The sequence below is a fragment of the Peptidiphaga sp. genome, from assembly GCF_057238965.1.
In genome coordinates, this window is the sequence record NZ_DBHHEV010000041.1 from 1 (window position 1) to 20,640 (window position 20,640).

Below are 20,640 nucleotides of genomic sequence, written 5' to 3' on the forward strand. Positions count from 1 at the left end.
CTCCTGGACGCGATCCGCGCGACTCACGTCATCGACACCGAGCACGGCGGCATCACCCAGCACATCGGCGCCTACCAGGTGCATCTCGAGTACGAGGGTCAGGACAGGGCGATCACCTTCATCGACACGCCCGGCCACGAGGCCTTCACCCAGATGCGTGCGCGAGGGGCCGACGTCACCGACATCGCCGTGCTCGTCGTAGCAGCGGACGACGGCGTCATGCCCCAAACGATCGAGGCCGTCAACCATGCGCAGGCGGCGGGCGTCAAGATCATCGTCGCGGTCAACAAGATCGACGTGGACGGCGCCAATCCGGAGAAGATCCGCGGCCAGCTGACCGAGTACGGGATCGTCACGGAAGAGTACGGCGGCGACACGATGTTCGTCGACATCTCCGCGAAGCTGCGCACCGGCATCGACGATCTGCTCGAGGCCATCCTCTACACGGCCGACGCCGACCTCGATCTGCGCGCCAACCCGAACCGGGACGCCCGCGGCGTCGCGATCGAGGCAAAGCTCGACCAGGGCCGGGGCGCCGTCGTCACGGCGCTCGTCCAGACGGGCACGCTCCGCATCGGCGACTCCCTCGTCGTCGGGACGGCCCACGGCCGAGTCAGGGCGATGTTCGACGACGACGGAAGCGCGGTCGAAGAGGCCGAGCCTTCGCGCCCCGTGCAGATCTTGGGAATGTCCACAGTTCCCGCCGCGGGCGACTCCTTCCTCGTCGCGCCCGACGACCGCACTGCCCGCCAGATCGCGGACAAGCGCGAAGCGGCCCAGCGCGCGGCAACGCTTGCCAAGCGCCGCAAGCGGATCTCGCTGGAGAACCTCAACGACGCCCTCAAGCAGGGGACGGTGCAGACGCTCAACCTCATCATCAAGGGAGACGCGTCCGGCTCCGTCGAAGCCCTCGAAAGCTCGCTCCTCGAGCTGGAGGTCGGCGACGAGGTCGCGCTGCAGATCATCCACCGCGGCGTCGGCGCCATCACCCAGAACGACGTCAACCTCGCCACCGTCGACAACGCGATCATCATCGGATTCAACGTTCGCCCGGCCGAACGCGTCCAGGAGCTCGCCGACCGCGAGGGCGGGGACATGAAGTTCTACTCGGTCATCTACTCGGCCATCGAAGACGTCGAAGCCGCCCTCAAGGGCATGCTCAAGCCGATCTTTGAGGAGGTTCAGCTGGCCGCGGCCGAAATCCGCCAGGTGTTCCGCTCCGGCAAGTTCGGAAACATCGCGGGTTCGATCGTGCGCTCGGGCACGATTCGACGCGGCGCGAAGGCCCGCTTGGTCCGCGACGGCGTCGTTGTCGCCCCCGATCTGGAGATCGTCTCGCTGCGCCGGGAGAAGGACGCCGTCACCGAGGTCCGCGAAGGATACGAGTGCGGCATCACTCTCGGGTATCGCGACATTCGCGAGGGCGACTTCATCGAAACCTTCGAGATGCAGGAAAAGCCGCGCGATTGACGCGATCGACGGCGGCGGGCCGGTAGGTCCGCCGCCGCGGTCTCAGGCCCGTCCGCCCTCGAAGGCCTGCTTGTTGTCGAAGCTCAGTCCGTCGTCGAAGCCCCGCCGGTCGGTCTAAGCCCATCCGCCGAAAAGGAGTGCCAGATGCCCAATCCACGCGCCAACAGAGTCGCCGAGCGCATTCACGAGATAGTCGCGTCTTTGGTGACAAACCGATTGAAGGATCCCCGCCTGGAGCTCGTGACCGTCACGGACGTCCGCGTCACCGGCGACCTCCAGCACGCCACGGTCTTCTACACCGCCTATGGCGATGAGAGGAAGCTCAGGGACGCAGGCCGGGCCCTCAACCGTGCCAAGGGCAACATTCGCTCGCACGTCGGAAGGCAGTTGGGCCTGCGCCTGACGCCGACGATCGAGTTCACGGCCGACGCCCTGCCGGAGACGGCCCGCTCCCTCGAGGACGCGCTTGCGGCAGCCCGGCACAGGGACGCCGAGATCGCCAAGTCGGCGGAAGGCGCTGCGCCCGCCGGGGACGCCGATCCGTACAAGAAGCCCCGCGACGTCGAGGAAAGCGAGGTCGCCGACGAAGCCTCGGCCGACGCCGATGAGGCCATAGACGGCGATGCGCTGAGTGGCAAAGCCTTTGAGGCCTCCTTTGACCCCTCCGAGGACGACCAAGCCGAGGGCGTGGATGAGGCCTGAGCCTCGGAGCGGCCCGCGGCGAGCCATGCCGTGGGGCGACCTTCCCCGCGGGAGCTTCCCGGGCGACGGCCTTGCCGTCATCGACAAGGATCCCGGCGTCACCAGCCACGACGTCGTCGGCGCCGTCCGGCGGCTGGCGGGAACGAAGAAGGTCGGGCACGCCGGAACCCTCGACCCGATGGCCACGGGCGTTCTCTGCATCGGCCTAGGGCGCGCCACGAAGCTGTTGCGGTACGTCACGGGAACCGCCAAAGAGTACGAGGCGACGATTCGTTTCGGGATTGAAACGTCCACCGAGGACGCGCAGGGTGAAATCGTGCGGGCGAGGGGCGCGCGGGAAGCGGACGCCGCGGAGCTCGCCCGCGCCATGGCGAACCTGACCGGCGACGTCCTTCAGGTTCCAAGTTCGGTGAGCGCTCTGAAAGTCGAGGGCCGCAGAGCCTACGATCTGGTTCGCGAGGGGCGCGAGGTAGTCCTCGACGCCCGGCCGATTCGCGTCGATGTCTTCGAAGCAGTCGGCGGCCCTCGGTTTGCCGAGGCCTGCGGGGCGCCCGTCTTCGATGTGGACGTGCGCGTTGTGTGCGGCGCGGGAACCTACGTGCGAGCGCTGGCGCGCGATCTGGGGGAGGAGCTCGGATTCGGGGCGCACCTGACGTCCCTCAGGCGCACGCGAGTCGGCCCCTGGGATGTCGGCGAGGCCGCGAGCGTGCGTGAATGCGCCGACGCGGTCGAGGCCGACGGGCAGATGCCCGTCCACACCTTGGCGGACCTGTGCCACGCAATGTTTCCTGCTCTGGAGGTGTCAGAGGAGGCGGCGCGCGACCTGCGCATGGGGCGTTTCGTCTCTGCAGATTCGCCCTTCGACTTCCTCGGCGTGAAAGCCGCGGCCTCCGACGCCCTCGCTCCGAGTGCTGCGGGCCGCGACGCGCCGGGTTCTGGGTCCGACGGACGCGGCTCGGGATCCGCCGTCGCGGTGGCGTGGAGCGGCGGAACGCCTGTTGCCCTCGTCAGCCGCAGAGGCGGCAGGGTCAAACCCGACCTGCTCTTGACTCCCGCTTCGGAAGAGTGACTTTTCTGCCCCTGCGGGCGTCGGCTCGTCGCCGTTGTGCAGACGGGCCGGCGTCAATCTTTCGCTGCCCCGACGGTTTCTCATGATCGTCGACGTTGTCCAGAGCGGAAAGCGATTTTTCGGCCCTGTGCGGGCATCGGCATGCTCGGCGCCCGCGTCGATGTGCTCGGGGTCGGCGCTGAGCATTAACCTATATCTCATGACTAACGCTAACCACTCTCATTGCGGATGCGGGGGCAGCGCGGTCGATGCCGCCGTCGCCGCCGCCGCGATAGTCCGCGGGCACACTGCGGAGCCCCCGGCCCCTGTTGAACCGACGTCCGAATGCGGCTGCGGCGGGCACGGAGGATGCGGCTGCGGAGGAGACGGAGCCTGCGGCTGCGGCGGAGGCTCGGGCGAAAAGCCCGTCGTCGACGAGCGGATCGTCGATCTTTCCGAGGGGCGGCGCGACCTCGGCCTTCGCGGGTTGCCGGCGTGAGCATCGACGTATGGCGCAAACCTGAGGACATTCCGAGCGGCCTTGTCGGCACGGCGGTGACGATAGGGGTCTTCGACGGCGTGCACAAAGGCCACCGCGCGGTGCTGCGGGAGACGGTTCGGCAGGCGAAGGAACGCGGCCTCGTCTCCGTGGCGCTCACTGTCGATCCTCATCCCGCCTCCGTCCATTCGACCCAGAACGTCCATCTCGTCTCGACTCTGGGCGACAGAATCGATCGTCTCGCGGCGGCCGGGATCGACGCCGTCTACGTCCAGAGATACACCCTCGACTATGCCCGGGCGACGCCCCGCGAATTTTTCGAAAAGCAGCTTGTGGGCGAGCTGCGGGCGCGCGTCGTGGTCGTCGGCGAGGACGTCAGGTTCGGGTTCCGCAACGAAGGCGACGGCGCCGTGCTCGCCGCCCTGGGAAGGGAAAAAGGCGTCGAGGTGACTCTCGTGTCCGATCTCGCCGCGCCCGAGGGACGCAGGTGGTCCTCGACTTGGGTGTGCGAGCTCCTCGCCGCGGGCGACGTGGCGGGGGCCGCCCGAGTCCTCGGGCGCCGCCACCGAATCCGCGGCGAGGTCGTCCACGGATTCCAACGCGGGCGCGCCATCGGCTTTCCCACGGCCAATCTCGCGGGCGACGACCTCGGCGAAGTCCCCGCGGACGGCGTGTACGCGGGATGGCTCGTGCGCTCAGTCGAGGGCGCCCGCGCCGCGGAGTACCTTCCCGCGGCGATATCGGTGGGGACGAATCCGCACTTCGAGGGGACCGAGCGGACGGTCGAGGTCCACGTCCTCGGCAGGTCTGACCTCAACCTCTACGGAGAGTCGATAGCCGTGGACTTCGTCGAATACCTCAGGCCCATGCTTTCCTTCGACTCCCTCGAGGGGCTTCTCGGCCAGATGGACGAGGACCTGCGCAACACGGCCGAGATTCTGGGCGTTCCGACGGCGGGAAGGGTCGATCCGGCTTCGGTCACCGCCGCGTGACCCGAGAGGTTCCCGAGGGCGCCGCCTGGCCGACGACGCTCGCGACGCCGCCTGGCCGCTCCCGGCATGCAAGCCCGCGGAAGTCCGGTATGCAAGCTCACACGGGAATGTCAACCGTCGTTTGTGCTTGCTGGTAAACTTAAAAGGCCGTCAGATCGGCCACGGAAGCGTCATAGCTCGGGAGAACATGCCCCGGAGCTCCGTGCAACGGAACGAAAAGGAGAATCATGGCCCTCAAGCCGGAACAGAAGAAGCAGATCATCGCCGAGTACGCGACCCATGAGGGCGACACCGGTTCCCCGGAAGTTCAGGTTGCTTTGCTCTCGGCCCGCATCAAGGAATTGACCGAGCATTTTCGCACCCACAAGCACGATCACCATTCGCGGCGAGGCCTCATGCTTCTCATCGGCCAGCGCAAGCGGCTTCTGGCATACCTTGCCGAAGAAGACATCGAGCGTTACCGCTCACTGATCGCTCGTCTCGGCCTTCGCCGGTGACATGGGGCGGCCCGGATGAAACAGTCCGGGCCGCATTTCGTTGATAGACGATCCCCAGTGCCCGGTCTTCGGTGGGAGCTTCCGGAAATTTCCGTGAGTTGTCACTGATGGCCGTGTCGGGGAGAGAAACAGCAAATAAGGAGACATTCCATGGAGGGACCCGACGTCCACTCTTCGAACGCCGTCATCGACAACGGCTCGTTCGGAACCCGCACCATTCGTTTTGAAACGGGCCTTCTTGCCCGCCAGGCCAACGGATCGGCGCTCGCTTACCTCGACGACGACACCACGGTCTTCGCCGCGACCACGGCCTCGAAAGCCCCGAAAGAGCATTTCGACTTCTTCCCGCTCACGGTCGACGTCGAAGAGCGCTCCTACGCCGCCGGGCGCATTCCCGGCTCGTTCTTCCGCCGGGAAGGGCGCCCGGGAACCGAGGCCATCCTCGCCGCCCGGCTCATCGATCGGCCGCTGCGCCCTGCCTTCAAGAAGGGCATGCGCAACGAGGTCCAGGTGGTCGCCACGGTCATGACGATCAACCCGGACGAGGCCTACGACGTCCTCGCCGTCAACGCCGCGTCCATGGCGACTTCCCTCGCCGGGCTTCCCTTCTCGGGTCCGATCGGCGGAACCCGCATGGCCCTAATCGACGGGCAGTGGGTTGCCTTTCCCAGGTGGAGCGAGCTCAAGCGGGCGACGTTCTCCATGGCGATCGCCGGCCGCGTCGTGGGCGACGACGTCGCCATCATGATGGTCGAGGCCCAGGCCCCCGAACACGCGGACGCCGTCATCAAGGCCGGCGGCGCCAAGCCGACCGAAGCCGAAGTGGCCGCGGGCATGGAAGCGGCCAAACCCGTCATCCGCACGCTGTGCGAGGCGCAGTCCAAGCTCGTGGAAGAGTGCGGAAAGCCCGTCGGAGATTTCCCGTTCTTCCCGGATTACACGGACGAGCAGTATGAGGCCGTCGAAGAGAAAATCGCCGGACGCTTCGCGCCGATCCTCGGCATCGTGGCGAAGGCCGAGCGCGACGAGGCCCTCAACGAGCTGACGGAGGCCGTCGTCGAAGAGCTCGCGGAGACGTTCCCGGAGGAGGAAGCGGCGATTGCGGCCGCCGTCAACGCCGCGTTCAAGAAGACCATGCGCCATCACGTGCTCACGGAGGGCGTTCGCATGGACGGGCGCACGCCCGTGGAGATCCGCACGATCACGGCCGAGGCCGGCGTCCTTCCCCGCGTCCACGGCTCGGCGCTGTTCCAGCGCGGCGAGACCCAGATCCTCGGGGTGACCACCCTCAACATGCTGAAGATGGAGCAGCAGCTCGACAACCTTTCCCCGGCGACGTCGCGGCGCTACATCCACCATTACAACTTTCCGCCGTATTCGACGGGGGAGACGGGCCGCGTCGGCTCGCCCAAGCGCCGCGAGATCGGCCACGGACACCTCGCCGAGATCGCCCTCGAATCCCAGCTTCCCGGCCGCGAGGAATTCCCGTACGCGATTCGCCAGGTTTCCGAGACGATGGGGTCCAACGGCTCGTCGTCGATGGGCTCGGTGTGCGCTTCGACCCTCTCCCTTTACAACGCGGGCGTCCCGCTTAAGGCGCCCGTCGCCGGAATCGCCATGGGCCTCGTCTCCGCCACGATTGACGGCGAGACGAAGTACTGCACTCTCACCGACATTCTCGGCGCCGAGGACGCGCTGGGCGACATGGACTTCAAGGTCGCCGGAACCCGCGAGTACGTCACGGCCCTCCAGCTGGACACGAAGCTCGACGGCATTCCCGCAGCGGTTCTCGACGCCGCCCTCGGCCAGGCCCGCGACGCCCGTTTCGCGATCCTCGACCTCATCACCGAGGCGATCGACGGGCCCGACGAGATGGCAGCCACCGCTCCGCGCATCATCACCGTCAAGATCCCGGTCGACAAGATCGGCGAGGTCATCGGCCCCAAGGGCAAGATGATCAACCAGATTCAGGAAGACACCGGCGCGGAGATTTCGATCGAGGACGACGGCACCGTCTTCATCGGCGCAACCGACGGCCCGTCCGCCGAGGCGGCCCGTCAAGCGGTCAACGCGATCGCCAACCCGCAGATGCCTGAAGTCGGCGAGCGATTCGTCGGCACAGTCGTCAAGACGACGACCTTCGGCGCTTTCGTCTCCCTCGCCCCCGGGCGCGACGGCCTTCTCCACATTTCGCAGATTCGCCGAATCGTCGGCGGCAAACGCGTTGAGAACGTCGAGGACGTCCTCAACGTCGGCGACAAAGTCGAGGTTGAGATCGCCGAAATCGATCCTCGCGGAAAGGTTTCGCTCCACGCCGTCGTCGAGGAGGAGCCCGAGGCCCCGGCCGAGCAGGAGGAGACGGAGCGTCCCGCCCGCCGCGAGCGCGGATCGCGCCGGGCGCCGCGCCAGCGCCGCCGCTCCAGCGAGGGCTCCGGTTCGACCGAGTGACGAGGCGGCCGTTCAAGCGGCAACAGCTTGGGTGACGACAATTCGAGCCGCAACAGACGCAAAAGGGCGGCCCCACAGGGGCCGCCCTTTTGCGTTTCGGGCTGCGCCGTCGGCCCATTTTTGACGCCGGGCGATCCGGAACCCGGGTCCTCGGCCGATTCAGCACGCCGGACGATCTAAGATCCTGGCCTTCGCGGGCGGGCCGAAATCCGGTTTGGGCCGATTGCCTGCGCTCGGCTTGGCGTAGGCGCGTGCGCTTGGCTTGGCGTAGGCGCGTATGCTCGGCTTCGTATAGGCGCGTGTGCTTGGCTTGGCGTAGGCGCGTATGCTCGGCTTCGTATAGGCGCGTGCGCTCGGCTTGGCGTAGGCGCGTATGCTTGGCTTCGTATAAGCGGGTGCGCTCGGCTTCGCATCGGCGGCAGGGTCGGTTAACCTTGACGGGTGACTGAGTTTTCCACCGTCGACCTTCCCATTTGCCCCGGTCCGCATGACATCGCCCTGACGGACGACGGCGCCCTCATCCGCCGTTCGGTGCTTCCGGGAGGGGTCCGGGTGCTGACCGAACGCGTTGAGAACGTGCACACCGTCTCCGTCGGCTTCTGGGTCGGGGCGGGGTCCGCCGATGAAAACGAGGGGACGCTCGGCTCCACGCACTTCCTCGAGCATCTTCTTTTCAAAGGCACGGCTTCGCGCAGCGCGAAGGAGCTCGCCGACCGCATCGACTTCCTCGGCGGCAATTTCAACGCCGGCACGGGCAAGCAGCTGACCTATTATTACGGGCACGTCGTGGAGGAGGACCTCGCGGACGCCGTCGAGCTGCTCGCGGACATGGTTGCCTCCTCGGCTCTTGCGGAAGCCGACATGGAGATGGAGCGGGGCGTCATCCTTGAGGAACTCGCGATGTACGCCGACGACGCCTCCGAGGTCGCCCATGAGCAAATCGCCTCCCTCGTCATGGGCGGGCATCCGCTGGGCCGGCCGATCGGCGGAACCTCCGAGAGCGTCCTCGGGCTTGATCACGCGAATCTCACGAGCCACTACAGGCAGAACTACCGGCCCGAGGAGCTGGTGGTCACTGCCGCCGGGAAGGCGGACCACGAGGCGCTGTGCGCGATGGTTGAGGCGTCGCTGCGCGGTGCAGGATGGGACCTTCGCGAAGGAGCCGCGCCGGCTGAGCGTCGGCGACGCGCGCCCATCGATTATCCGGAGGGCAGGGACCTCTCGATCGAGCGCCCCGTCGAGCAGAGCGCCGTCGTCGTCGGCATGCCCGCGATGACCGATGAAGACGAACGCCGATACGCCCTGTACACGCTGTCGACGATTCTGGGAGGCGGCACCTCCTCCCGTCTCTTTCAGGAGGTGCGCGAAAAGCGCGGCCTCGCCTACTCGACCTACTCTTTTCCCGGCCTGTACCACGAGGGCGGCCTTTTCGGCCTGTACGCGGGGTGCTCTCCGGAGACGGCGAAAGACGTCGCGGAGATCATGGAGGGGTGCCTGGAGGCGATCGCCGGCGAATCCGTCACGAAGATGGAGCTGGAAACCGCCTACAGGCGCGCCCGCGCGGACCACGCCTTCAGCTCAGAGTCGGTCGGCTCGCGGATGAACCAGCTCGGCCAAGCCGAAATCGTGCGCGGATCCCTCATTTCCCGGAGGGAGGCGCTGCGCCGTTCGCGTGAGGTCTCCGCCGACGACGTCGCAGCCGTCGCCGCCGAGCTCGCCCGCGCGCAGCGCTCTCGCGTGACCGTCGGCCCCTCCCAGTGACGCGAGAGCAGAGAGTGCGCGGACGCAGGCTTCATTTTCGCCTCTCAGCCGGGTTCTCCGTCTTTGAGCTGCCGCATCACCCCGCCTTTCCGACGATGACGTTGGCGAGCTGGTCCTGCGACTGCGTGCCGTCGTTCATGTACTCGGTGTGCGTCCCGGCTCCGAAGTCCAGTGGGAACTTCATCCCGAAAATGCCCAATGATTTGTCTTCCGTCGGAGAGTAGCCGGAATCGAGATGTTTGATGTTCGGGTCCTTCATCGGATCTTCTCCCAAACCCTCGAAGAACTCCGTGTCGTTCCTAAGGTCCTTTACAAAATCGGTTCGGTAGCGCATGGCGTAGGTGTGGCCTTCCGGCACGTTGTAGGTTTCGCCGCTGCCCTGGGCGCCGGGAGATCCGTACATCGCGAAATCGTCGACGACTCCGGGTTTTACCTTGGTCATGGCGTGGCTCGACGTCGTCGAACCGTAGGAGTGCCCCAGAACGGACTGGTGGAGGTCGTTCCCCTCGCTCTTGTGCGAGGCGTCGATGCCCTCGACGAAACCGACTAGCCGGTCGCCTCCCATTTGGGCCTTTTCCGGCCCAAACACACCCCAGTCGCCTGGAGGGCTGGCCGGAGCGTCGTACCCCATCCAGGTCACAACGGCCACGGGATCGCCGCCCGCCTTTTCGCTGGCGACCCGGTGGAGATTGCCCATGTCACGAACGGCGGGTTCAACGAGGGAGTCCACCGTTGTGGTCATGCCGGGCACGATCGTCGAAACGTGCTTGGCCTTGTCGACGTCGCCGTAGGAGACCGCCGCGTGGAGATTTTCGTGGCCTTTCTCGCCCGTCGCCGGATCGTAGAGGAGCAGCTGTTTGGGAGGTTTGCCCTCTTCAGCGCCCAACTGGCCGCGCAGCTTCTCCAGCTCCTCCAGGCGCTCGCGCAAGCGTGCCCGTTCGTGGTTTCTTGCTTGGCCTTCAGCGGTGTACTCCTCTCCTGGGCCGTTGTTTCCCGGCACTCCGTCTCTTTGGCGCTTCGTATCCTCTATGTCCCACTCGAGGAGCGAGCGGTTGACTTTGTCGCGAGCCCAGCCTTCGATCCCGTCGAGATTGCCGAATTTCCGCGCCTGCTCGCGGATGCTTTCGTCGTTCAGCGCCTCGGGTTTGGTGAAACGATCGACGTACCTTTGACGTTCGCTTTTAGCCAATCTGCTCCACCAGTCGGAGACCTGTTCGGGCGTGGCGCCGTCGGGCGGGCCGTCTGGAAGCCCGGGAGTGACGTCTCCGAGGCTTTCGGTCACGGGAACCTGGTCTTGGGTGACCTCGGCAAGCGCCGCCGCATAGGCGGCGTCTGTCTCCTCGGCTTTGCGCAGAGCCTTGGAAATGAGCCCTGAGCACTCCGAGAGCTTGCCCTGAACGGTCGGATCGTCCTCGGCCGCTTCGACCTTCGAACCGTCTGAGGCGATGGTGAAGTTGTATTCGTTGGCCAGGGAAATGGCCTCCAGCACGGTCGTTCTCACTTCTTTCACGCCTTCGACGGCCTGTTCGGTCACGCCGATCAGCTTTCCGAAATCCGCCAGCAGCTCCGCGGTTTTGTCCTCGAGCTTCCCGAGGGCCGAGGCGGCCGCCGTCGCCCCTTCGCCTGTCCACGTGACGTCTTTGTCGATGTCTTGAATCGACTCGCTTGCGGTGTAGCATTTTTTTCGTTCGGTGACGAGGTTGTCCACGACGGTGTCCAAGATGGAGGGATCCCAGGCTGTGACATTTTGCCAATCGACCATCACTCGACCCTTCCCGATATCTTTGTTGAGAACTGACTGAAATCCACCGCGGTGTGTTGATCCGTGGAATTGTATTGGTTCGTCGCATCCTGGAGAGCCGTGGAGAAGGTGTCGAGCGAGTCTGCGATTCTCTTTGCGAGCCCGTCGATGTGCGAACCCGCCGACGCAGCCGCTCCTCCCGCGCTTCCCGAAGGCATGGCCGTGGCAACGGTTGCCAAAGGGACCGAGCCCTTGATTTGGTCGACTTGCCCTCTGGCCTTGTCCGCATTGTCCTTGGCGCAGAAGAGGCTGTCGAGATCGATCACTAAAGTGTCTGCCATTTTATTCCTAAATACTGCATCGATATTCTGATTGTTTTATTTCCTATGCCTTCAAGCGTTTCTATGTCGCATAAGACACTGAGATACTCTGTGTATGGCTACCCTTGTCAAAAGAAAAGTGGAATCATCGGCATCCTCCTTTCGAATTCTTATAGTGCGATTTGCGTGCGGTGGAAGTCAAGGTTGTCGGAGGTTATGGCTCCCCACGGCCGGGACGTGCGCATTCGTCCGCTTTCCTCGACGAGCCGGTCGGCGAAGGAAGCTGCGACGGATTAGGCTTGAGGCCATGACTATCAAAGTTGCAGTAGTGGGCGCCGCCGGGCGCATGGGCGCGACCGTGTGCGAGGCGGTCGAGGCCGCCGAGGACATGGAGCTGACCGCCAGGCTCGACGCCGGGGACCCGATCTCGTCGGAGAGCCTCGGAGGGGCCGACGTCGCCGTCGAATTCTCCGTTCCCTCGGCCTCCGAGGCAAACACCCTGGCCATTTTGGAGGCTGGGGCCGACGCCGTCGTCGGAACCACCGGGTGGACCGAGGAATCTTTGGGCAGGGTGCGCGAGGCCGCCGAAAGGCTCGGCCGCAGTGCCGTCATCGCCCCGAACTACGCGCTTTCGGCCGTGCTGGTCATGAGCTTTGCGGAGAAGGCCGCGCCCTACTTCGAATCGGTCGAGGTGCTCGAAATGCACCATCCGAACAAGGTGGACGCCCCGTCCGGCACGGCGATATCCACCGCCTCGCGGATCGCCAAGGCGCGCGCCGGGGCCGGAGTCCCCGCGGGCCCGGACGCCACGCAGACCGATCCCGACGGCGCCAGGGGAGCGCGGATCGACGGCGTCAACGTCCACGCCGTGAGGCTGCGCGGGCTCAACGCCCACGAGCAGGTGATGCTCGGCAATCCGGGCGAGCAGCTCGTCATCCGGCAGGATTCGTTCGACCGGTCGAGCTTCATGCCGGGCGTGCTCCTGGCGGTCCGCTCCGTGCGGGGCCGAGGCGGCCTGACCTGGGGCCTCGACTCGATCATGGGGCTGTGAGGCCCCGTCTTTGACGAGGTTGTGGGCTCTGGGGTTTCCAAGGGGTTTGAAGTCCCGGAGCCCATGGGCCCCATGGGCCTGTGAGTCGCAGGTTCTCAGCCGCTGTACGTCCCGTTGACGACTGCCGCCACATCCTGCTGGCTGTTGGGAACGTCGGTCATCTGAGACCTTAGCTCCTCCATGACCTGCTCCCTCGTCCAATCGGGGTGGGCGCCTTGGATTTCCTCATACTTGCCGTTGTAATCGTTGTTGTCGAAGTAATTTGTATGGGATCCGACCGGGTTCTTCCACCCGGGAGCGTACTGGTTCGTCCGCAGATGCTGTATTCCGTCCATATTCATCGGATCGGTGGTTTCCGTCATATTGAACCCGGGGAGGTAACCGGGTCGGTTGGGGACGAGGCCGCCGTTCGGAACCCCGTTGATGACGTCCCCCTCGTTCCTTATCGCGTAGACGCTGTCGGAGGGCACGTTGAGTTCGGAGACGTCCGTTGCAGGGATGCCCGGCGACCCGTAGAAGACCGCCGCGTCGACCACCCCGTCGCGGACCTGGGTCAGCGCGTAGCCGGTGGTCGTCGATCCATACGAGTGGCCGATGGCAGTTAGCCTCGGATCCCCGGCCTCTCCCTCGCCCTGGCGAGAATCGTGCAGGCCTTCGAGGAAATTGGCGAGATTCTGCCCGCCGGCGGCGGCGCGGTCGGTGTTCGTGACGGAAAGGTCCCTCTGATCCGGGTCTCCGCTGTTGACGTGCGGCGTGTCGTATCCGAAGTACGTCACCATCGCCGTGTTGCCGCCGGCGGAGTTGGCGATGTTCTCCATGTTGTGCGTGTACTCCTTTACGTTGCCTCCAACGGACGTGTCGAGGCCGCCCGTCTGAACGGCGACATTCTCAGCCGTGTCGACGTCGCCCACGGAAACCGCGGCGTGCAGCTGGTCTTGATCCTCTCCGGGCTCGACGGGGTCGTAGAGAAGCAGCTGCTTCTTGGGCTGGTACTCGCTTGGCGCCGCCGCGTCCCTCAGCGCCGTGAGCTCGTCGTATTTCTTCTGCTCTTCGTCGGTGAGACCAGTGTTGCTCTTCTTCTTTTTCTCTAGAGACTCGATATCGTGGTCCAAGCTCTTCCTATTGGCGGCGTCCCGAGCCCATCCGTCGACGCCGTCCATATTTCCTATCCTCTCCGAGGGCGGCTTCTCGTAGTCGTTGTCAATGAGCTCTTGTTGCTGCTGCGGCGTGAGCGAGTCCCACCAGGCCGCGACCGCCTGGGAGTCCTGCCGATTCGTCGGCATGGGAAGCGGGCCGTCCAGAATTTCGCTGAGGCTCTTGTCGCCCGGTTTGACCTGGCCGAGGGCAATCTTGTTGAGCGCGTCGGCATACGCCTGGTCGGCGGACACAGCCTTCTCTACGGCGTCGTTGACCTTGTCCGCGCACTGCTTCAGCGAGGTCTCGCGGGTCGCGACTATGTCGGCCAGGACGGCGGAACTCACCGTGGGGCCCCCCAAGGCGCCCCCGGGGCCGAACACCGAGCCCGCCAGCGCGCCTATCCCTCCGCCGATGACGTATGAGACGGCGCCGTCGACCGTGACTTCCGTCCAGGAGATGGGATTGTCGTCGGTCACGGTGCCGTCGTCGGCGATGCTGAACCCGTTGTTCTTCGCCTGAGTTGTGGCGTCCGTGACGATCCCGTTGACCTCTCTCATCGAGTCTTGCATGGACGACGTCGCGTCCTTCATTGCACGCACGCCGACGACGTAGGTCGCGATGCCCTTCTCGATCTGTTTGAGGCGCTTCTCGGCGGCGTCGCGGGCTTCGCCTTCCCAGGTCACGTTGTCGTTGAGCGAGATGACCTCATGCCCCCAATCGTCTGCTTTGCGCTCCTTGCTGGAAAGCGCGTCGTACTCGTCGGAAAGAGTCGAAGCCTCCCAGTCCTTGATATCGCTCCACTGCATGGTTTCCTGCCTTTGAGAATGTTGAATGTGTTTGATGCGCGAGGTTTGAGCCGCGTCGGCCGGAGGCTGTTCGCGAGAGGCGCGTTGGCCGCACAGATCTCGGCTCGGCGGCCGCCCGACGCGCTGCGCTTTTCGGACGGCCGCCGTCGAGCGGCTGCGGGCGGAGCCGGCCTATCGGCCGAAGAAGTCTCCGATGCCTTCGCCTACCTTGCGTGCGCCCTCGCCAACCGCGTCGGCCGCGCCCTTGATCCCCTTGCCGGCGGTGCTTACGGCGTCTCCGACCGCGTTGGATGCGGCATCGACGGCCTTGCCGGCTCCGTCGAGGGCCTGCCCGGTTGCGTCTGCTGCGCCGTGGGCCATGTGGCCGACGCCTTCCCAAGCGTTCGAGGCTGTGTCCGTCACGAATTGCACGGCGTTGCCGCCCGCGTCCATTGCTTGGTCGAGTCCCTGGCCCACTGCGTCCATGACTGCGTTTCCGGCGCTTCCGACGGCGTCGTATCCGGATGCGGCGAGGTTTCCTGCGCCTTCCACGGCGTCTCCCGCAAACCCTCCGAAGGGAAGGTTTCGCAAACCGTTTGCGGCTTCATGCGAGGTTTGTCGCATAGCGTTGCCGGTTTGTTCATTTGCGGACTGGAAGGCGTTGCCGCTTTGGTCCATGAACGAGGCGATGTCGTTTCCCGCCTGGTTGAGGCCGCGATTGGCCGCTACGCCCGCATTTCGAGCTTCCTGCCCCGCGGCGCCCATGGCGTCGTCGAACGCCGATCCGGCGCCGGAAACTCCTTGCCCTGCGCCGGTCATGAAGGATCCTATGCCGGATCCGAAGGTTCTGATGCCGCCGCCGGCCGCGTCGACGGCGGAGCCGAAGCCGGTGGTGAGTCCGCGTGCGCCGGAGGCGAAAGCGTTTCCTGCCCCTTCGGAGTACGGCGTGCGGTAGTACGTCCCGGCCCGCCCGGTCTCCTGCGTCCGTTCGGTTGGCGCAGAGTCCAGCGAGGGCGTGATGACGGTGCCGGTCGGGTCGTGCCCCATCTCCGCTGCGACGGCGGACTCGAGCTGCGAGAAGTCTTGGCAGCCGCTCTGGTCCTGTTCTTGGACGAGGACGGCGGAATCCCTCAGGCTGCCGGCGTACTCGTGGAGGTCTTCCTCAGAAACGTGAAGGGCTTTGTCTAGGTATTCGGCTGCGGACAACGCCGCTGCACCCGACGTCCCGCCGGTGATCTCCCGATTGATCTCGTCGGCGATTGTCTGCACTCGCAGACTGGGAGCCTCATCAGCGAGCGTCTCCGATTTGGAAGCCTCATCGTAAAGCTGGTCGGGCTCGACGTGCAAAGTCACTGAGACTCCTTCTATTGTGTGGGTTTGCAAGGATTATGATAGCTCAGGAAGTATGTGTGCGTCTATGTTCGAGTGGGGGAGGCCTTCCCGGCCTCCGATTTCGCACTTAGGGTACAGTGTGGTAGCTCACGTATGTGACGCATTTGAGCGGACCTGTCCGCCGCGCCACATTTTCGACGTCGAATGACGGAAGTCCAGAATGGGCGCCGCAAGAAGCTGATACCTTCGTTGGCATGAGCGAGACGAGTCTACCCAAGCGCACATTCGGTTCGGTCGGCGTCGCAATGGTGACGCCCTTCTTCGAAGACGGTTCCCTCGACGTCGATTCCGCCGTCGCCTTGGCCAACAAGCTGGTCGACGACGGCTGCGACCTCATCCTGCTGTCGGGGACGACTGGGGAGTCGCCCACCACGCACCAGCCGGAGAAGGACGACCTCACCCGAGAAGTCGTCGCCTCCCTCAAGGGGCGCGGCGCGAAGGTCATGGCCGGCGCCGGCTCCAACGACACGGCCCACGCCGTGAGAATCGCCAGGGGGGCGCAGGCCAACGGGGCCGAGGCCCTGCTCGTTCTTCCGCCGTACTACAACCGGCCTTCGCAGGAGGGCGTGTACCAGCACATTCTGGCCGTCACCGAGGCGAGCGACCTTCCCGTCATGCTCTACGACATCCCCGGCCGCACGGGGGTCAAGCTTGACACCGCGACGCTTCTGCGCCTCGCCGAACACCCGCGCATCATCGGCGTCAAGGACGCCACCGGCGACGTCGCCTCCGGCTTCATCAAAATGGAGCGCACGGGGTTGGAATACTACTCGGGCGACGACTCGCTCAACTTCGCCTGGCTAGCCCACGGGGCCTCGGGCGTCATATCCGTCGCCGGGCACGTGATCGGCTCCGGCCTGCGCGCGCTCGTGACCGAGATCGACGCCGGCGACCTTCCCGCGGCCCGCGCCGAGGCTGCGAAACAGCGCCCGATCGTCGAGGCGATCATGGGCAGCGGGCAAGGCGCCGTCATGGCCAAGGAGGCCCTCAAACTCCTGGGCGCCCTTCCCAGCGCGACGCTTCGGCTTCCCCTGGTGGGGGCTTCGACGTCGCAGATCGCCGAGCTCGCGGCCGTGCTCCGAGCCGAAGGCCTCATGTAGGCCTCGTGCGGGCGGGGCGGTTCGGCCGCTTCGTCGGGCCGCTTTGTAATGCTCTCCACCGGGGATCGTCGATTGTCGCCCCGGCCATACGTGCGACAATGTAGGTGTGAGCGATCTTAGAACCCCACCGGATCTGTCGGCCGACACCGTTCGCATCGTCCCCCTGGGAGGGCTTGGCGAGGTCGGCCGCAATTGCAACGTCCTCGAATACGGAGGCAAAATCGTCGTCGTCGACTGCGGCGTCCTTTTTCCCGAAGAGCGCCAGCCGGGCGTCGACCTCATCCTGCCCGACATCGACTATCTGCGCGACAGGGTCGAAGACATCGAGGCCATCGTCCTCACACACGGACATGAGGACCACATCGGGGCGGTGCCGTACCTGCTCAAACTTCGTCCCGACATCCTGCTGGTCGGAAGCCGCCTGACGATCTCCTTCGTCGAGGCGAAGCTCGCCGAACATCGAATCAAGGCGAATTCGCGCGTCGTCGCCGAGGAAGACGTCGAGAAGATCGGCCCCTTCGAGATGGAGTTCATCTCCGTCAACCATTCGATTCCCGACGCTCTCGCGGTATTCGTCCGCACCGATCAAGGCAACATCCTCATAACCGGCGACTTCAAGATGGACCAGCTGCCCTTGGACGGCAGGCTCACCGACCTTCGCGCCTTCGCCCGCGCCGGGGAAGAGGGAGTCGATCTCTTCATGTGCGACTCGACCAACGCCGAGGTGCCGGGCTTCGTGCCCTCGGAGTCCGAAATCGGCCCCGTCATCGACGACGTCTTCGCCAGGGCGACCGGCCAGATAATCGTCGCCTCCTTCTCCTCGCACGTCCACAGAGTCCAGCAGGTCCTCAACGCGGCCCACGCGCACGGGCGCCGCGTGGCCTTCGTCGGGCGCTCGATGATCCGCAACATGGGGATCGCCGCCGAGCTCGGGTATCTTGACATCCCGGAGGGGGTGCTCGTCGATCTCGCGGACATGCCGTCGCTTCCCGAAAGCGAGCGGGTCTTCATGTCCACGGGCTCCCAGGGAGAGCCGATGGCCGTGCTTTCGCGCATCGCCTCGAAGTCGCACCCGAAGGTGGGCGCCGGACCCGGCGACACCGTCCTGTTCGCCTCCTCGCTCATCCCCGGAAACGAGAACTCCGTCTACCGCCTCATCAACAACCTCATGAAGCTCGGGGCGAAGGTGGTCCATCAGGGCAACGCCCGCGTCCACGTCTCCGGCCACGCCGCCGCCGGCGAGCTCCTCTACTGCTACAACATCCTCGAACCGGCCTACGCCATGCCGATCCACGGCGAGGTGCGCCACCAGGTCGCCAACGGAGGGATCGCCGTCAAGACCGGGGTTCCCCCGCAGAACGTCATCCTCGCCGAGAACGGCTCGGTCATCGACATGCACGACGCCGAAGTGAGCGTCGTCGGCCAAGTGCCCTGCCACAACATCTACGTTGACGGCTCGTCCATCGGCGACATCACCGAAGAGGAGCTCAAGGACCGCAGGATCTTGGCCGAGGAGGGCTTCGTCGCTATATTCGCCGCGGTGGAGACGAAGGAGAAAGAGATCGTCACGGGCCCCCACATCCAGGCCCGCGCCGTAGCCGAGGACGATTCGGTCTTCGACGAGATACTTCCCGACGTTGCAGACGCGCTGCGGGAGTCTTTGGAAAACGGGGCCGACACCTACCAGATGCAGCAGGCGATGCGCCGAGTGATCGGCCGGTGGATCTCGCGGAAGCTCCGGCGCGCCCCGATCATCATCCCGACGGTTGTGGAGGTGTGAGCCGATGGTCGCGCATAGGCGGAAGCCCGGGCGGTCGACGGGCGCGAGCGGGCGTACCGGCGCGCCGCCGCTCCCAGGCCGGGCGCAATCGGCTGTGGCGCAGCGCTCACGCGTTAGAATTCAGGTTCGATCCGGCGAAGGGTTAGTGTTGCCACTGTGAGTCCCAGAGTTCCAAACAATCCCGCGAAGAAGAAGCCTCAGAAGGCCTCCGCGTCCAAGCAGCCGCAGAAGCAGCAGAAGGCCGAAGCGGACAATGCCGCGCCCCGGCTGACGGGCGTGCGCCGCGACGGCGTCGCCTTCCTCCTCGTCGGCATCGCCGTGATCGTGGCACTGCGCGAGTGGTTCGGCCTCTCCGGCGCGCTCGGCGGGCTCATCCACCATCTCACCGCGGGCGTCGTCGGAGTGCTGTCCGTCGTCGTCCCGGTTCTTCTCATCGCCGCGGCCGTCAAGTTTTTCCGCGCCTCGACGCGGGAGACCAACCGGCGATTCGCCATCGGCATGGGGATGCTCGTGTTCGGCGTCGCCGGGCTGGCTCACATCGCCGTCGATCCGATCAATCCTTTCGAGGATTTCTCCGGCGTTGAGGGCGCGGGCGGCCTCATCGGCCTGGCGGCCGGAGGCGCCCTCGGCAAGCTCCTCTCGCCTTACGGGGCTGTCCCGCTTCTTCTTCTGCTCATCGTCTTCGCCGTTTTGTACATGACGAACACGACCGTCCGGGAGCTTTACGGAATGATAAGGGAGCGCCTGAGGGCCGAGCCCGATGACGAAGAGGACGCCCCCGCCAATCGCGGCGTCTCGGCGTCGGTGCCCTACGAGCAGGCGGCGGCCGTCGAAGAGTCTCCCAAGCCCTCGAGGCTCTTCTCGCGGAAGAAGAAGGCCGACGACGGCCAGGTTCCTCCCACGGAGGTTCTGCCCGGCGGCGACGCGACGGAGGTTCTTCCCGCCGCAGGCCGCGGCAAGGCCAAAGCAAAGGGCGGGGCAGGCGCCACGGAGGTCATCAAGCCCGTCGTCGCGAGCCCGCAAAAACCGATCGACGGAACGGAGCCGCCCTCCCTTCCCGCCCCAGACATCTCGCTCGAACCGACTCCCGGCCAGCAGCTCACGCTCGACCCCTCCATCGTCTACCAGCTCCCGTCGCTCGGCGACCTCAAATCCGGGCCCCCCGGAAAGGAGCGCACGGAGGCCAATGAGCAGGTTGTGGCCCAGCTGACCCAGGTTTTCACCGACTTCGGCATCGACGCGCAGGTCGTCGGCTTCTCGCGCGGACCCACGGTCACCCAGTACGAAGTCGAGCTCGGCCCGGGAGTGAAGGTCGAGCGCATCACCGCGCTGTCGAACAACATCGCCTATGCCGTCGCCTCAGCAGACGTTAGAATCCTTTCGCCGATTCCGGGTAAGTCCGCCATCGGCATCGAGATTCCGAACGTCGACCGCGAAACGGTTCTGCTTGGCGACGTTCTGCGCTCCCATGTGGCCCAGAAGGCCGACCATCCGCTGACCGTGGGTGTCGGCAAGAACGTCCGCGGCCAGTTCGTCGTCGCGAACCTCGCCAAGATGCCGCACCTGCTTGTCGCCGGCGCGACGGGCGCCGGCAAATCCTCCTTCATCAACTCGATGATCACATCGGTCATGATGCGCGCCACGCCGGACCAGGTGCGCATGATCCTCGTCGATCCCAAACGCGTCGAGCTCACGATCTACGCAGGCATCCCTCATCTGATCACCCCGATCATCACGAATCCGAAGAAAGCGGCCGAAGCCCTCGAATGGGTGGTCAAGGAGATGGACGCCCGCTACGACGACATGGCGGCTTACCATTTCAAGAACATCGTCGACTTCAACGAGGCCGTCAAAGCCGGAACCGTCCAGTCCCACGACCCCAACCGGACGCTCGCGCCCTACCCGTATCTTCTGGTC

The 20,640-nt window shown here is 65.5% G+C and carries 16 protein-coding genes; 12 read left to right on the plus strand and 4 right to left on the minus strand.

Translation table 11 applies throughout. From position 1 onward, the window contains the following. The 8 genes from infB to ACO48X_RS06330 form a co-directional block, all read left to right on the plus strand. Nucleotides 1–1,470: translation initiation factor IF-2 (gene infB, locus ACO48X_RS06295; RefSeq protein WP_485001256.1), on the plus strand; the 1,470-nt coding region annotated here is incomplete at its 5' end. 144 nt (nucleotides 1,471–1,614) lie between these two features. Continuing rightward, nucleotides 1,615–2,172 (plus strand): 30S ribosome-binding factor RbfA, encoded by a 558-nt coding sequence (gene rbfA, locus ACO48X_RS06300; protein WP_485001257.1) that lies wholly within the window; start codon nucleotides 1,615–1,617, stop codon nucleotides 2,170–2,172. Then, the gene (gene truB / locus ACO48X_RS06305; RefSeq protein WP_485001258.1) at nucleotides 2,162–3,241 is read left to right on the plus strand and encodes a tRNA pseudouridine(55) synthase TruB; all 1,080 of its coding nucleotides are present in this window, start codon (nucleotides 2,162–2,164) and stop codon (nucleotides 3,239–3,241) included. Before rbfA ends, truB begins: the two co-directional genes overlap by 11 nt. Before the next feature lie 199 nt (nucleotides 3,242–3,440). Then, nucleotides 3,441–3,719: a hypothetical protein gene (locus ACO48X_RS06310; RefSeq protein ID WP_485001259.1), complete on the plus strand. Its 279-nt coding sequence runs from the start codon at nucleotides 3,441–3,443 to the stop codon at nucleotides 3,717–3,719. 2 nt (nucleotides 3,720–3,721) lie between these two features. After that, nucleotides 3,722–4,711 carry a bifunctional riboflavin kinase/FAD synthetase gene (locus ACO48X_RS06315; RefSeq protein ID WP_485001269.1) on the plus strand — a complete coding sequence of 330 codons (990 nt, stop codon included), beginning with the start codon at nucleotides 3,722–3,724 and terminating at the stop codon, nucleotides 4,709–4,711. 227 nt (nucleotides 4,712–4,938) lie between these two features. Further along, nucleotides 4,939–5,208 carry a 30S ribosomal protein S15 gene (rpsO, locus tag ACO48X_RS06320; protein ID WP_009199845.1) on the plus strand — a complete coding sequence of 90 codons (270 nt, stop codon included), beginning with the start codon at nucleotides 4,939–4,941 and terminating at the stop codon, nucleotides 5,206–5,208. Nucleotides 5,209–5,358: 150 nt separating this feature from the next. After that, on the plus strand, nucleotides 5,359–7,656 hold the full coding sequence (locus ACO48X_RS06325) for a polyribonucleotide nucleotidyltransferase (protein ID WP_485001260.1): 2,298 nt from the start codon (nucleotides 5,359–5,361) through the stop codon (nucleotides 7,654–7,656). Between the two features lie 552 nt (nucleotides 7,657–8,208). Continuing rightward, nucleotides 8,209–9,417 (plus strand): M16 family metallopeptidase, encoded by a 1,209-nt coding sequence (locus tag ACO48X_RS06330; protein WP_485001270.1) that lies wholly within the window; start codon nucleotides 8,209–8,211, stop codon nucleotides 9,415–9,417. Nucleotides 9,418–9,493: 76 nt separating this feature from the next. On the opposite strand, the gene ACO48X_RS06335 is transcribed toward ACO48X_RS06330, so the two are convergent. Further along, nucleotides 9,494–11,179: an alpha/beta hydrolase gene (locus ACO48X_RS06335; protein WP_485001261.1), complete on the minus strand. Its 1,686-nt coding sequence runs from the start codon at nucleotides 11,177–11,179 to the stop codon at nucleotides 9,494–9,496. After that, nucleotides 11,179–11,499, minus strand: coding sequence for a hypothetical protein (locus ACO48X_RS06340; protein WP_485001262.1), 321 nt, complete (start codon nucleotides 11,497–11,499; stop codon nucleotides 11,179–11,181). Before ACO48X_RS06340 ends, ACO48X_RS06335 begins: the two co-directional genes overlap by 1 nt. Before the next feature lie 286 nt (nucleotides 11,500–11,785). Here ACO48X_RS06340 and dapB point away from each other — a divergent pair, with 286 nt between their 5' ends. Continuing rightward, a complete protein-coding gene (gene dapB, locus ACO48X_RS06345) occupies nucleotides 11,786–12,529 on the plus strand; it encodes a 4-hydroxy-tetrahydrodipicolinate reductase (RefSeq protein ID WP_485001263.1) in 744 nt (247 codons plus the stop codon). Between the two features lie 95 nt (nucleotides 12,530–12,624). On the opposite strand, the gene ACO48X_RS06350 is transcribed toward dapB, so the two are convergent. Next, nucleotides 12,625–14,472 carry an alpha/beta hydrolase gene (locus ACO48X_RS06350; protein ID WP_485001264.1) on the minus strand — a complete coding sequence of 616 codons (1,848 nt, stop codon included), beginning with the start codon at nucleotides 14,470–14,472 and terminating at the stop codon, nucleotides 12,625–12,627. Between the two features lie 171 nt (nucleotides 14,473–14,643). Continuing rightward, nucleotides 14,644–15,804 (minus strand): hypothetical protein, encoded by a 1,161-nt coding sequence (locus tag ACO48X_RS06355; protein WP_485001265.1) that lies wholly within the window; start codon nucleotides 15,802–15,804, stop codon nucleotides 14,644–14,646. Nucleotides 15,805–16,037: 233 nt separating this feature from the next. On the opposite strand from ACO48X_RS06355, the gene dapA reads away from it, so the two are divergent. The 3 genes from dapA to ACO48X_RS06370 form a co-directional block, all read left to right on the plus strand. Next, nucleotides 16,038–16,943, plus strand: coding sequence for a 4-hydroxy-tetrahydrodipicolinate synthase (dapA, locus tag ACO48X_RS06360; protein WP_485001266.1), 906 nt, complete (start codon nucleotides 16,038–16,040; stop codon nucleotides 16,941–16,943). Nucleotides 16,944–17,049: 106 nt separating this feature from the next. Beyond that, nucleotides 17,050–18,723 (plus strand): ribonuclease J, encoded by a 1,674-nt coding sequence (locus ACO48X_RS06365; protein ID WP_485001267.1) that lies wholly within the window; start codon nucleotides 17,050–17,052, stop codon nucleotides 18,721–18,723. A gap of 156 nt (nucleotides 18,724–18,879) precedes the next feature. Beyond that, nucleotides 18,880–20,640 (plus strand): DNA translocase FtsK 4TM domain-containing protein (locus tag ACO48X_RS06370; RefSeq protein WP_485001268.1); only part of this gene is annotated, 1,761 nt, incomplete at its 3' end.